General features: G+C 50.2%; 17 protein-coding genes. 4 read left to right on the forward strand and 13 right to left on the reverse strand.

Annotated features, from left to right (window positions below; translation table 11 throughout):
- Nucleotides 1-21: 21 nt before the first annotated feature.
- Nucleotides 22-372, reverse strand: coding sequence for a hypothetical protein (locus BM200_RS05260; RefSeq protein WP_091182118.1), 351 nt, complete (start codon nt 370-372; stop codon nt 22-24).
- A 435-nt stretch (nt 373-807) separates the two neighbouring features.
- Between BM200_RS05260 and BM200_RS05265 the strand changes: the two genes are divergently transcribed.
- From BM200_RS05265 to BM200_RS05275, 3 genes are read left to right on the forward strand one after another with little or no spacing between them, the layout of a single operon-like run.
- Nucleotides 808-1,977 carry an ABC transporter substrate-binding protein gene (locus BM200_RS05265; protein WP_245772899.1) on the forward strand — a complete coding sequence of 390 codons (1,170 nt, stop codon included), beginning with the start codon at nt 808-810 and terminating at the stop codon, nt 1,975-1,977.
- A 36-nt stretch (nt 1,978-2,013) separates the two neighbouring features.
- Nucleotides 2,014-2,976: a carbohydrate ABC transporter permease gene (locus BM200_RS05270; protein WP_425434523.1), complete on the forward strand. Its 963-nt coding sequence runs from the start codon at nt 2,014-2,016 to the stop codon at nt 2,974-2,976.
- Between the two features lie 14 nt (nt 2,977-2,990).
- Nucleotides 2,991-3,815: a carbohydrate ABC transporter permease gene (locus BM200_RS05275; protein ID WP_091182121.1), complete on the forward strand. Its 825-nt coding sequence runs from the start codon at nt 2,991-2,993 to the stop codon at nt 3,813-3,815.
- A 71-nt stretch (nt 3,816-3,886) separates the two neighbouring features.
- Here BM200_RS05275 and BM200_RS05280 read toward each other — a convergent pair whose 3' ends face one another.
- The 12 genes from BM200_RS05280 to BM200_RS05335 form a co-directional block, all read right to left on the reverse strand.
- Nucleotides 3,887-4,786, reverse strand: a complete 900-nt coding sequence (locus BM200_RS05280; protein WP_091182123.1) for a response regulator — start codon at nt 4,784-4,786, stop codon at nt 3,887-3,889.
- 5 nt (nt 4,787-4,791) lie between these two features.
- Complete coding sequence (locus BM200_RS05285; RefSeq protein WP_245772900.1) at nt 4,792-6,132, reverse strand: ATP-binding protein; 1,341 nt, start codon at nt 6,130-6,132, stop codon at nt 4,792-4,794.
- Entirely contained in the window at nt 6,123-6,773 is a 651-nt protein-coding gene (locus tag BM200_RS05290) for an amino acid ABC transporter permease (protein ID WP_091182129.1), read from the reverse strand. The genes BM200_RS05285 and BM200_RS05290 overlap by 10 nt, the downstream gene beginning before the upstream one ends.
- A 63-nt stretch (nt 6,774-6,836) precedes the next feature.
- Entirely contained in the window at nt 6,837-7,490 is a 654-nt protein-coding gene (locus BM200_RS05295) for an amino acid ABC transporter permease (RefSeq protein WP_091182132.1), read from the reverse strand.
- Nucleotides 7,491-7,565: 75 nt separating this feature from the next.
- On the reverse strand, nt 7,566-8,414 hold the full coding sequence (locus tag BM200_RS05300; protein ID WP_091182133.1) for a transporter substrate-binding domain-containing protein: 849 nt from the start codon (nt 8,412-8,414) through the stop codon (nt 7,566-7,568).
- A 67-nt stretch (nt 8,415-8,481) separates the two neighbouring features.
- Nucleotides 8,482-9,210: an amino acid ABC transporter ATP-binding protein gene (locus BM200_RS05305; protein WP_091182136.1), complete on the reverse strand. Its 729-nt coding sequence runs from the start codon at nt 9,208-9,210 to the stop codon at nt 8,482-8,484.
- 247 nt (nt 9,211-9,457) lie between these two features.
- On the reverse strand, nt 9,458-9,772 hold the full coding sequence (locus BM200_RS05310) for a hypothetical protein (protein WP_091182138.1): 315 nt from the start codon (nt 9,770-9,772) through the stop codon (nt 9,458-9,460).
- On the reverse strand, nt 9,769-10,134 hold the full coding sequence (locus BM200_RS05315) for a DUF6864 domain-containing function (RefSeq protein WP_091182140.1): 366 nt from the start codon (nt 10,132-10,134) through the stop codon (nt 9,769-9,771). The genes BM200_RS05310 and BM200_RS05315 overlap by 4 nt, the downstream gene beginning before the upstream one ends.
- Nucleotides 10,135-10,341: 207 nt before the next feature.
- Nucleotides 10,342-10,803 carry a DUF2269 family protein gene (locus BM200_RS05320; RefSeq protein WP_091182142.1) on the reverse strand — a complete coding sequence of 154 codons (462 nt, stop codon included), beginning with the start codon at nt 10,801-10,803 and terminating at the stop codon, nt 10,342-10,344.
- Nucleotides 10,804-10,818: 15 nt separating this feature from the next.
- Nucleotides 10,819-11,547, reverse strand: coding sequence for an NAD(P)-dependent oxidoreductase (locus tag BM200_RS05325; protein WP_091182145.1), 729 nt, complete (start codon nt 11,545-11,547; stop codon nt 10,819-10,821).
- A gap of 264 nt (nt 11,548-11,811) precedes the next feature.
- The gene (locus tag BM200_RS05330; RefSeq protein ID WP_091182148.1) at nt 11,812-12,144 is read right to left on the reverse strand and encodes a winged helix-turn-helix transcriptional regulator; all 333 of its coding nucleotides are present in this window, start codon (nt 12,142-12,144) and stop codon (nt 11,812-11,814) included.
- A gap of 211 nt (nt 12,145-12,355) precedes the next feature.
- Nucleotides 12,356-12,673: a WGxxGxxG family protein gene (locus tag BM200_RS05335; RefSeq protein WP_091182149.1), complete on the reverse strand. Its 318-nt coding sequence runs from the start codon at nt 12,671-12,673 to the stop codon at nt 12,356-12,358.
- 272 nt (nt 12,674-12,945) lie between these two features.
- Between BM200_RS05335 and BM200_RS05340 the strand changes: the two genes are divergently transcribed.
- A complete protein-coding gene (locus tag BM200_RS05340; protein WP_091182152.1) occupies nt 12,946-13,227 on the forward strand; it encodes an ArsR/SmtB family transcription factor in 282 nt (93 codons plus the stop codon).
- The last annotated feature ends 73 nt before the right edge of the window (nt 13,228-13,300 follow it).

The raw sequence follows: 13,300 nt of genomic DNA on the forward strand, positions 1-13,300 counted from the left end.
CATCCTCCCTTAAAGTTGGGATTAACGCTCGTAGCCGGGATATTCGTAATCGGTATCCTTCAGCTTATTAAGTATATTCATATTATGAATATGAGCCTTCGTCTCGACAGTTCCCAAATTGTAGATGACTTGATAAAGTTTGAGCAGATCTTCGTTGAATTGATCCGTTGCTTTATCGTGATCGGCTGATTTATACGGGATTGGAGCTCTGAATTGGGTCACTTCATCGTCATGCTGTAGGTGCTCAAGCATTTGACGCAGCTTTTCGAGCTCCTTCTCTGTCCCGCGGACCTCAAGCTGTTCATTCATAGAGGCTTCCGTATCAAGACTTTTGTTGGATACAGAAACGTATAGTGTTTTTTCATGCGACATTCCAAACACTCCTTTTCCGATAGACTACTACCTAATAAATCGAAACGGCTTGTTTGAAACAGCGTCATCTACAGATATATCAAGACTGGCTTCCGGATTTTGAATCACCATTTCCGCAGAATTTGTCTATCAGCAATACTTCTCATTTCATCTGATTTCCCCTTTTTAAGACCATAAACCCAAGCGCCTGGGCGATGTCCTACCATCGCCTCATTTCACGAAAGCGAGTTTCAATATGAACGGGTTGCGTCTATAATGTTGTTCAAGGTCGAACACAACTTCAAAAAACTAGGAGGTGGTGATGCTGCTGCAGTGCCAAAATGCCGCATTGGGAGGCCGATAACGATGGCAAAATACCGAGCATTATTAACGTGTCTATTGCTTTTAGTTTTCATGGTTAGCGGATGTTCAAGCGGTTCTTCATCTAAGAGTGAGATGAAAACGCTTACCCTTTGGTATTGGAACCGGAGTCTGGACGATAGCTTGATCAACGAGGTCCAGAAGCAGTTTCCGGGCATTCGCATCAACGCCCAAAAAATCGGGGGCGACTTCAAATCCAAGCTGAAAACAACGCTTGCAGCCGGCAGCGGCGGCCCGGATATCGTGGCTTTTAACGACTGGGTCACTGAATTGTTCCCAAGCGCCGACCGCTTCTACAATTTATACGACCTAGGCGCAAAAGACATCGAGAAGGACTACCTCGACTGGAAATGGCAGCTTGGGGTCACGCCAAAGGGTGAAATGATCGCCATGCCGATCGATACGGGCCCGACCGCCCTATTTTACCGTGAGGACTTGTTCAAACAAGCTGGGCTTCCGACGGACCCCGAAGAGGTTCACCTTATGATGGGCACTTGGGAAGATTATTTCGCCGCAGGCGAGAAGCTTCAGAAGGCGTTAGGCGGCAAGGTGAAGCTGCTTGATAATATCGGACAGGTGTATAACCAGGTCAATTCGCAGTCGGATAAAGTTTATTTTGATAAAAACGAAAATTTCATTGGCGAGGATCCCTCCTCTTCCATGAAGAAGGCGTGGGACCTCGCGGTAAAAGCCACGCAAATGAACCTGCTCGCCAATGCAGGCACCTTCTCCACCGAGTGGAACGCGGCGATGAACAACGGCAAGATCGCATCCTACGTAGGCGCCGTTTGGAGTAAACAAATCCTGATGGACGCGGCTCCGGATACAGCGGGCAAGTGGCGTGTCGCGAGAGCTCCGGGAGGAGACGGCAATAACGGCGGCTCTTTCCTCGCCATTATGAAAACGAGCAAATACCCGAAGGAATCCTTCGAGGTGATGAAGTGGCTCCTGAATTCCGAGAACCAGGTGACTAGCTTTAAGAATCTCAACCTGTTCCCTTCCGCCTCCAAGGCGCTCGATTCGGATCTCATGAAGATGAAAGAGGAGTTTTTCGGCGGCCAAGCTACCGGTGAAATTTTTACGGAGTCAGCGCGCAACGTGAAGCCTTCCTATTTCGGGACGAAATATTCCAACCTAAACGGAATCGTTAACCGTGAGCTGTCATCGGTTGCTCTTGAAGGGAAAAACTCGGATAAAGCTTGGAACGATGCGTTATCCAGAGTGAAAAAGGAGCTGCTGCGTTAAATAGTCACACTATTCCGTCAATGGAGGTAGAGACTTATGGGACAACCATTACAGAACCGAACGCAATTCGATCCCGGAAGCTCCATGCAAGTCTCGGAGCGGAAGCAAGGATTAGCTTCTGAAATATGGAAGCACCGCAAAGAATACCTGGCCATTTCTCCCTTTTATATCTTGTTTGCCGTCTTCGGCTTATTCCCCATTTTGTTCTCGATGTATCTTTCTTTCCAGAGATGGGACGGCATTGGCGTGATGACCTTTAACGGTCTTAACAATTATCAATTCATGGTCACCGATCCCGAATTTTGGAAAGCGGTACGCAATACGCTTCTGATCTGGATTTATTCGACCATTCCGATGTTGTTCTTCGCGCTTATCATCGCGTTTTTGCTGAATGCGTCGTTCGTGAGGTTCCGCACCTTCTTCCGGATCGGTTACTTCTTGCCGAACGTCACTTCACTCGTTGCGGTTGCCATTGTGTTCAGCACCGTATTCTCCAACAATTACGGGCTGCTGAACTATGTCCTGTCCCTCTTCGGACTTTCCCCCGTGGAATGGCTGAACAAGACTTGGGGCATCCAGCTGGCGGTGTCCATCATGGTCATCTGGCGCTGGGTCGGTTACAATGCCATCATCTATTTGGCGGGACTCCAGAGCATTCCTACAGTCCTTTATGAAGCCGCCAAAATTGACGGAGCCACCGGCATCCAATCCTTCTTCCGGATTACGATCCCGAATTTGCGGCCGATCATTCTATTTACTGTTATTACTTCTACCATCGGGGGCATGCAGATCTTCACTGAATCGCAGGTGCTCGTCGGCAACGACGGCGGCGTTAGCGGCGGGGGGCTGACCATTGTTCTCTACCTGTACCGAGAGGCATTCGTGAACAATTACTTCGGCTACGGTTCCGCCGTCGGCTGGGGCATGTTCCTATTGATTGCCCTCTTCTCGCTCTTCAACTGGCGGGTCGTTCAGGGCGGGGGTGCCAAAGATGAATAAACGGGGTGATACGCATGGTTAAATGGAAGTCTGCCTTCCTGTTCTATTGCGGGCTGATTATTGGACTCGTCATATCCATCTTTCCTTTTTACTGGCTCGCCGTCATGGCCACGCGGACGACGGCGGAAATTTACAGCTTCCCGCCAAAGTTTTGGTTCGGGACGCAATTAATAAGCAATGTGACGCGGGTGTTCGATAACGTCGATTTCTTCGGCGCGTTTCTCAACACGTTGTTCGTGGCCTCCTGCAGCACCCTGCTGGTCTTGTTCTTCGATTCCTTGGCTGGCTTTACGTTCGCTAAATTCAATTTTCCGGGCAAAAAGTGGCTGTTTGTTCTGCTGCTCGCCACGATGATGGCGCCATCGCAGCTCTCGCTCGTTCCTTCCTTCGTCATCATGGCGAAGTTCGGGTGGGTAGGCTCCTTCAAGGCACTTATCATTCCCGGCATGGCTAATGCATTCGGCATTTTCTGGATCCGCCAATACGCGCAGGAAGCCGTTCCATCCGAGCTGCTGGATGCCGGACGTATCGACGGCTGCGGCTACTTCCGGCTCTACTGGAACGTCGCCATCCCCATCCTTCGTCCGGCTCTGTCTTTCCTTGGAGCATTTACCTTCATCGGTTCCTGGAACGATTATCTCTGGCCGCTGATTATCCTGAATGACGAAAGCAAATTTACGCTTCAGGTGGCGCTCTCCTCCCTGAACGGCATTTATGTGACCGATTATGCAATGGTCGTCGCGGGCACGCTGCTGGCGGTTATCCCGCTCATCGTACTGTTCCTGTTTGTCAGCAAGCAGTTTATTTCCGATATTGCTGCCGGCGCGATAAAAAGCTGAACAAGGCTTAAAGCCAATCCTGTTGCTCGAGAAATCCAGGTCTTTAATAAGACGCCTGGGTTTCTCTTTGTTTACTGATTTTTCATTTTATCAAGCGTCTCCAGGTACAGCACTTGAAGAAATTTCTTGATATTGACTTTGCGCTTCTCCTGCGGGCACTTCTCGTCGATTTCTCGCATCTTGAGACGCACGTCCTCGAAGTCGAAATAAAGCGGTGCGTAATGTTCGAACTTCGGGTGGCTGTAATCCGTGAGCCCAATGCTCGCCAAGTTGGATAAAGCCGCGATGACGGTCCGGCGAACACGCTGCTCAACCGCCTTCCCTTCCTTCTCCATATCGCCGCCTTCCGGCTTGCTTGCCCGCGCTCCGACCTCATATAACACTTTCAGCGGAGGGAAGCCCCCGCCCTGATGCCGCTCAATCAGCTGATCGATCATCTCTATGATGTCATGGCTTCCGCTCTCCCCGATGATGCCCATGTCCATTAGGATCATCCGTATGATTTCTTTGGCATCGTGCTTCTTCCGCGCGCCTGCGGGCTCCGGACTCAGGTCATCCAGCTTCGCGATTGACTGTTTGATTTCCTTCAGATAACGGGCCATACGCCATTGCTCGCTGACTTTGCCAAGCACGGCTTTGACTTCCACCCGGTTAATCGGCTTCTGGATATAAAACTCAATGCCTGCTTGATACGCTTTGCTGATCATTGCTTTGTTCTCGATCTGGGAGATCATGACATACTTGCCCTCGTACCCTTCCTGTTTCAGCCGCGCGATCGTTTCGATTCCGTCCTGATCCGGCATCAATAGATCAATGAGCACGACATCGGGGTTCTCATCCAGTACAAGCCGCTTCCCTTCAACGCCGCCCGCTGCCATTCCGATAACCTCGCCTACGCCGCCTTTCTCAATAATCGTCTGCAGCATCCTCCTGCTTACCGCATCGTCGTCGACAATACAGAACGATAGCATTATGCCTACACTCCCTTCTTCAACTTAAAGGTCGGAAAAGCCGCCGCGAACGTGGTTTCAGCATCCTGCCTTGGTTCCGCCAAGAGGAGTCTGCCCTTGAACGAGCCGACAATATCGCGAACATGCGAGAGGCCGATGCCGGTTGCCGCGACGCCTTCCTGATTGAATTTGGTCGTAAATCCAGGCTCGAACACCATATCCTTATCCTGTTCGGCGATCCCCGTCCCCGTATCGCTGACGATAAATAAGGTTTCTCCTTCGCGTTCTCGTACACGGATGTGAATCGTTCCGTGCCGCTCGATCGCTTCAACCGAGTTGGCTGCCAGATTATTAAGCACGGTGATAAGCGGGATGTAGTGTGCGGTCGAGTAATCGATATCGACGTCTTTCTCGATTCGCACCTCTTTTTTCAACATCTGACTGTATTCGCCGTTCGATTTTCCCACAAGATCGACAATCTCAGACAAAGTCATTTCCGGGGCGCTCTCCAGGTCGACAAGCTTCATCAGTCCCGCCAGGATGCGCTGCGAATCCTTCTTCACCTCGTGTATCTGCTGGGTAATCCCGAGAACGGACCGGCCATAGTCGCTTAGCCCATCCTTGTTCAATTGGCCGTACAGATCGTGGCTCTTCGCGGTAATCTGTTCGATTACATCCATCGATTTGCGCAAATAGAAGACCTCGCCATAGAGCCCACTTCCTACGTTGATCATTTGTTCGATCCGTTTCTGCTGTTCGGCGTGAACGCTTCGCATTTGGTTCACGGCGATGCTGCTGTAGATCCCCGTCGTAAAGTAACTGCGCACCACGGCGATGACCAAGATCAGCATCCATTGATTGGGTTGAAAATACGGCAGCCCGAAAGCGACGCTGCGCATCAGCAGCTCCGCTTCATTGGAGACAACGTCGATCAGCGACACGCACGCGCCGAGAATAAGCGGATTTAATTGATGCAATCTGCGTTGAATAAGGGCCATTCCGGCCCCAAAGACGAGGTAATAGAGCATGGCGGAGAAGTGCGTCTTCACGCTGCCTAGAAGAGAGAACATGTCGACCGAGGTGGCTCCGTCGAGCGATACCCGAAACAGCAGCACCGTCGCGCCTGCTGCGATCCCCGTCCGCCAATAAGGCAGATGGCTCATCAACAGAAGCAGGAACAGAAAGGCGCTGCTGCCAAGACCGATGCGAAAGACCTCGCCGATGAACGGGTTGATCTTGAATTCTCCGGCTACCGCTACGACGATGGAGACGATTGTAATTTGCATGCTTTCGGATTTGGACCAATTTTGTATGGCTATAGGAATGACTCCCATCGGGATTCTAAGTCCACGTATGCTTAGCCCCATTTATTTTCCAGGCGCCTAGCCGTAAGCGACAACGCGTAATTGACCGCGAAATACAAAACGGCGACAAACGCGAGAATTGGAAGGGTATAATTGAAATCTTGCGCGATGACGATCTTTGAATTATGCATCAGTTCAGGCAGCGAGATGACTATGGCGAGCGACGTGTCCTTGAGCAGGGAGATGAACTGGCTCACAATTGGCGGAACCATGCGCCTCAGTCCTTGCGGGAGCACGATATGCCACACCGTCTGCGTATAAGTGAGACCCGACGAACGGGCGGCTTCGACCTGGCCCTTCGGGATGGAGCTTAGTCCGCTGCGCACGATTTCCGAGATCATGGCGGCTTCGAATACCGCCAGACCGACGATGGCCGAGCTCATGACCCCCAGCTTGAGGCCGACGTCCGGCATCGCGAAATAGGTGAAAAACAAGATCAACAGCAGCGGCAAATTGCGAATAAACTCGACGAGCACGCCGAGGATATGGGAAACGACCGGAATTCTCATATAACGCAGCGTTCCGGTGATGCTGCCCAGTACGAAGCTCAGCACGATCGCGACGAAAGCCACCCAAAGCGTGATGCCGAAGCCTTTCATGATGAAGATGAGATTATGGTAAGAGAAAGCGCCAGCAATGTCCATCCGCCGATCCTCCTAAAAGTTATTCGCGAATCTTGCGATTCGCGGGCATTCCTGCTTTCGTAACTATCCGTTCTTGGCCAACTTTCGTTCGAGCTGCAGCGCCGCGAAGCTTAAAGGAAGGGTCAGAACGAGATACAGCGCAGCGACGAAGATATAGGTGTCAAAGGTTGCGTACGTCTTGCTGGCCACCTGATCGCCATAATACATCAGGTCGAATCCGGCGAAGACGCCTAGAATTGACGAGTTTTTCACGAGGTTGATGAACTGGTTGCTGAGCGGCGGAATGACGATTTTAATCGCCTGCGGAAGCACGACATGCCGCATCATCTGCATGTACGTCAATCCCGACGCTCTGGCTGCCTCCGTCTGTCCGGACGGTACGCTCATGATGCCCGCCCGAATGGCTTCGGCAACGAAGGAGGCGGTATATACCATTAGCCCGACCGTGCCGCAGACGAATCCGCTTAACGTCACGCCTAGCGAAGGCAAACCGTAATAAAATACAAAAACGACCAGCAGCAGCGGTATATTCCGAACGAACTCGACGTAAGCCGTCCCGATCCACCGGAGCGGCTTGACGGACGAAATGCGGAATACGGCGATGATCGTCCCAAGAGCGAAGCTGCCGAGCAAAGCAATGACGCTCGCCCAGATCGTGTTGCCAAACCCTTTCATATAAATTCCGAAATGGTCCGTAAAAATCGATATGTCCGGCATGCTATCCCCTCCCGTTATTCCCAATATGCAGAAGATGGGTGGCACTTGGCCACCCATCCTGATGCTTGCTGACCTCTATTCCCCGGACGGGGCTTCTCCAATCCATTTCTCGTAAATCTTGTCGTATTCGCCGTTGTCATGCAGCTTCTTCAATGCTTCGTTGACACTGTTCAGAAGATCGGTTGCGCCCTTCTTGAGCGCGATGCCGTACGGTTCGTCGGTGAACGTCTCCCCGACAACCTCGTAGTTCGGGTCCTGAACGGCCATGCCATATAAAATCGCGTTGTCGGTCGTCAGCGTGTCGCCCTGACCGGCTTTGAGCGCGCTGAACGCATCCTGGTAGTTGTCGAACTCCAGGACGGCTGCGTCCGGCACCTTCGCTTTAATGTTGTCGACCGAGGTGGAGCCTTTCACGGCCAATACTTTCGTGCCTTTCTTGATATCCTCGATGCTCTTGATAGGACTTCCTTTTTTCACCAGAAGGGACTGGCCCGCCTTGAAGTACACGTCGGAGAAATCGACTTCTTTCTTGCGCTCTTCCGTAATCGTCATCGTGGCTATGATCATATCGATCTCATTGTTGTTCAACATCGGAATGCGCGTTTTGGAAGTGACTTCCTTAAGCTCGATCTTGGTCTCGTCGCCGAGAATTTCCTTGGCGAGCGCCTTGGCGATGTCGACGTCGAAGCCTTCGACATTGCCACTGGCCGGATCCTTCAAGCCGAACAGCTTCGTGTCGTACTTGACGCCGACGACGAGTTTCCCTCGGCTCTTGATGTCGCCAAGCGCTGACGCCGCTTCGGACGGCGAAACCCCGTTTGCTTCGTTGTTCGATCCTTCTTCTTTGTTGCCGCATCCGGCCAATAAGACCGTGGCAAGAAACGTAAGTACGACGCCAAGCGTCATCCAACTTCTTTTCTTCATCGCTTAAAACCCCTCTCCATTATGGAATTGCATGGTTTGGCAACATGATTCGATCGCGTGCAAGCCGTTAATGGCGCAGCACGCGATTAAGAAACAATCGCGCCCTTTCTTCCCGAGGCTGCTCGAAGAATTCCTCCGGCGGAGAGATTTCGACGATTTGCCCTTTGTCCATAAAGACGATGCGGTCAGCCACTTCCCGCGCGAAACCCATCTCGTGCGTAACGACGACCATCGTCATCCCATCATGCACCAAGGTCTTCATGACATCCAGAACTTCGCCGACCATTTCCGGGTCGAGTGCGGAGGTCGGCTCGTCGAAGAGCATGATCTTCGGCTTCATGGCCAGCGCCCTGGCGATTGCCACGCGCTGTTGTTGTCCGCCGGACAGCTGCGAAGGAAATGCGCCCGCCTTGTCAACGATGCCGACTTTCTCCAAATACATCTTGGCTGTATCCGCCGCTTGCGGCTTCGGGACGCCAAGCGCCTTCATTGGAGCAAGCGTAATATTGTCAATCACTTTCATATGGGGATAGAGATTGAAGTGCTGGAACACCATGCCGATTTCCCGCCGCAGCTTGTTGATGTCGGCTTTCTTATCGGTGACATCGACTCCGTTTACAATCAGACCGCCGCTCGTAATCGCCTCCAGCCGGTTGATGCAGCGGAGGAGGGTGCTCTTCCCTGAGCCGGAAGGCCCGACCACAACGACGACTTCACCCTGCGCGATTCGAAGATCGATGCCTTGAAGCACATGAAAATCGCCATAATGCTTCTCCACTTGCTGAAATTCAATCACCACAATCCCCCTTTCCGTTGCCTTCTAACTCTCTGATGGACAATATGTTATGTTAGATCACATGCTGTGTAGACAACTATAACGAAAACCTACGCAATCCTAACGAATCCGACATCAAAATTATGATTTTTTTTACAAACGAGTGCGATTCTTCCTTATTGAAACGGCAAAGAAGCCCCCATGACTGCGGGCTTCTAAAATCAATACTCCGATTTCCTTCTGTTGTCCGGGTCTCTTGGGGCTACGACTAGCCTCCGTTTTCCTTCGACCTCGATCCGATCAAGTAACCGATAATCGTCGATTCGACGGGAACTACAACGAGCGTCCACATTTCCTTTAAGCCGAAGTCTGGCGAACGGTATTGGTCGGGGATCAGCGTATAGACCAGCGCGATAAGAAGAACGCCGAGCGTAATTGTACCGACGATATACAGGCGCACGTTCTCGCCCGAGCCGTAGAATTTGCCAAGGAAGCCGAGCTCCGCTTTGCGCTTTTCATTTTCCGCGTTCGCCGCGATGATCTTGCTGGCTACCCGAGGGTCCTGAATTTCGATTTTGTTCATGCCTGCCCGACCCCCTCGCCCGCAAAGAAAGTGAAGGCCAACGCCCAAGACGTCGTATCATAATTAATAGTCACTTCGTAACGCAACGATAGTTTGCGGTTGTTCAATACGCCGAGTTGAATCATATCTTGATTGCCGATCGGCTTGCCTCGCGGGAAATTGACGCAGGCGATGCGTACTTCGTTGTAACGGACCAGCCGAATATCCGTCATGAAGTCGTCTCGTTCCGATTCGTATTCAATGCAAAACACGAACGTCAGCGGATCGTTCTCTTCCGACAAAACAATTTCGATCGGATTCATTCCATAGGCGAGCACGCGGCCATGATACACGGCTTCGAATCCGCCGGACGTAATTTTCATCGTTATCCCTCCGCAGCAATCTGTCATCGTACAAGCTCTTATTACAGTATACGAGCGGGTGCGTGAGTTCATGTCTGGCGATCGATGGCCGCGGCAGGAATCGGAACATAGAAGGACAAGAAGGTGTATCCGCAAATTAAAAAGCCGCGTAAAACGCGGCTTTTGCTTACCTTCCTGGGGCTATCCAAAGGCCGGTTGACGGCTTCTTTAAAATGGCTTAAGGACCATTAGCACGGTTATGGCAATCATCAGCAGCTGGGACGCCGTCTCGATCGGTATGATCTTTTTCATCAATCGACCGAGCTCGGCAGGTAATTCATCCCCTTGACTTTGATTCATAGATACAATCCCCATGATCTTTTTCATGCGCGGGCCGATCAATCCTTCGATCGTGGCCACCATGAGCAGCGATAAAAGGATCGATATATTTAGCCACATTTGGGACAACCCCATGTTAGTTATTATCATAAGCCAAACCCCGGTAATAATAAGCACGGTTCCGCCAATTTTAGGCAGGATGGCAAGCTTGTTCGTTACATTAAAAGCAAAGCGCAATTGGCCGGCGGTTCTGGCTGACCTACGAAAGAATGGTACCACGATAGCGGGACCGATTACCGCGATAGAAGCCAATATATGAAGCACGAGGAGCCATCCAAACAAACCGATCATCTCCCTTCTTGCTCCTTAGCTTAGCGGAATATCGCTTTGATAGGCGAGTCCGACCCTTTTCTTCTTAAAGGGCCCTCCTAGCTCGATATGGTCCAGCATGCATTTCACGACAACATCATAAGCAACATCCAGCTCTTGAAGCCGGCTGAACAAGTAACCGGCTATTTCGGCCTCGGAAAATTCCTCGATCGTCCGTGGAATGGATATGGGCAAGGTTTCCGTTGTCACATTCAGATGAACCGACACCGGAGGCTCTGTCGATTCAATCATAGTTCCCGGACACATCATGGACCAATCGAGCTCAGACTTCTGCAGCCGTTCATAATTCAGGTTGTGAGTTTTAAACGCGGGCGGGAAGCCGGGCAGATTATTGCCAATGAGGTCGGTATATGGAATATCCAGCAAGCCGGCCCCTCCCATTACCCATACCCTGCCGGAAAAACTAGGGTTGATCTCACATTGGCTTATGATGTTATCAACGAGACGAACGAACTCATCTCCTTGACCTGCATGGCCAGCAGCAATAATAGCGGCGTCTTGATGCGAGAGCGCCTCGCAGACGCTTACCGGGTTGATGATATCGTCCACGATCACCTTCACATCTTTGGCGGAACGCTCTCCTTGCTGTTCATAAAACTTCTCGGAGTTTCGTACGAATGCGGTCATTTCATGTCCCATTTTACACCCTTGCTCCAGCGCTCTTCTCCCCGTATTTCCCGTTGCTCCAAAAACAATAATTTTCATCGTTTTTCCTCCTTTTATTATGACTCCCGATATTTCATCTCTGGATTGACTCAAGCTTAGCATCGTTTAAAAATCTTGATAAGAACCCACTTTAATGTAGGGTCCTTACTTAAAAGTAAGTTTTAAGCAGGAAGGGTTATCCCTGTTCGTCCACAGCGAAAATCGTAAAGGAAGATGGACTGTAAATAACAAAAGCTGCCTGGGAAAATCCAGGCAGCTTTTATTATGAATCCTTGAATTAGCGTGAAAATGAATTAACCAGCTTTAAGAAGCAGACTCTTCATATTTCCGTTTATTATGGTTTTCTCCCCATGCGCACATGACTTCTGCTACAGGAATTAATGTTTTGCCATATTCACTAAGGGAGTATTCTACTTTTGGAGGGACGGTTGGGTAGACCGTTCTATCGATTATGCCCTCTCGTTCCAAGTCCCGTAGATGTTGCGAAAGCATTTTTTGAGAAGCATCAGGTATCAATTTTTCCAGATCGTTGAATCGCTTATTGGATTGTATCAAATGCCATAATATCAATGGTTTCCATTTGCCGCCTAGCACATGAAGGATTGTCTCCACCGGACATTCAAGCTGATGAATCATGGATAAATCATCCCCTTGCCTTTAAGTAAGCTCATTACCCTAAAGGGTTCACTTAACAAAATTTTACAGGATGTTTGCAAGCCGGTCAACCTGAAATCTTCTGCCCGTGGAATCTATTCATCTCGAACAGCCTCCAAGCAATAAAAAACGGCAATTGATCCTTTTCAGGATCGAAAGCCGTTGTACTTCTTAATTAAGCTCTGTCAACCATTTATGCGCGATCGCGGCCACGGTTTCTCATGCCGGCAAGACCCAGCAAACCAAGGAGACCAAGCCATCCCCAATCGAAATCATTATCGTCTGCGGCATTTGCCTTGTAGTTGTTCGTACGCACCGTATTCCCGTTATCAATACGATTCATATCCGTGCCCAACGTGCGGTTTGTTGCGTTAATTCCTTTATTGACTTCGTGACGTATTTCATTGCCTGGCGTGTTATCCATCCTTGTCATATTGTCGGCAAAAGCTGGAATAGCGGAAAACATCATCAAGCAGGCTGCAAGGCCAAAAAACGCTAACCACTTCTTCATCTTTTTTACCTCTCTTCAAGTTAAAGTAACAAGCTCAATTATTTTTCATCAATAATGCGCTTATTATTCTCAGAATGGATAAAAACATATTTAAAAATCATCTTCCACGACTTTCCGCACGTCGCTGCAGCTAATCCTTTATTTCTATCTCCACAATTAATCAGCCCCCTTAGTGAATGTTGGCCTGAATCGCCCATTTACATCCGCTGCCGGGTTGTGTTATCCTTGATTCCATAGTTTTCGAAATAGATTGGCAAAGGCGGTGAGAACCCATGGTCGAGGATAACGAGGAAGTCAAACGGGCAGTGAAAGTATACAAAGCACTCGGAGAGCCGACCCGGATCAAAATAGCGATGCTTCTTACAGAAGAGAAGAATCTCTGCTGCTCCGAAATCGGCAGCAAGCTTGAGTCCGTTGCCGGATCCACGCTGTCGCATCACTTGAAGCAGCTTACGGATTGCGGCCTGCTCACGCTGCGCAAAGACGGCACGTACATTTATTACAGCGTCAACAAAGAAGTCGCGGGGAAGTACGCCCCTTATCTACTGGGGTAGCCGTTTTTTTTTCGTCCTATATTTCGATATATTTAGAAATATAAAATATTTATAAAGAGAGATACGGATAAGG

The organism is Paenibacillus catalpae (assembly GCF_900112695.1).
Lineage (GTDB): Bacteria > Bacillota > Bacilli > Paenibacillales > Paenibacillaceae > Pristimantibacillus > Pristimantibacillus catalpae.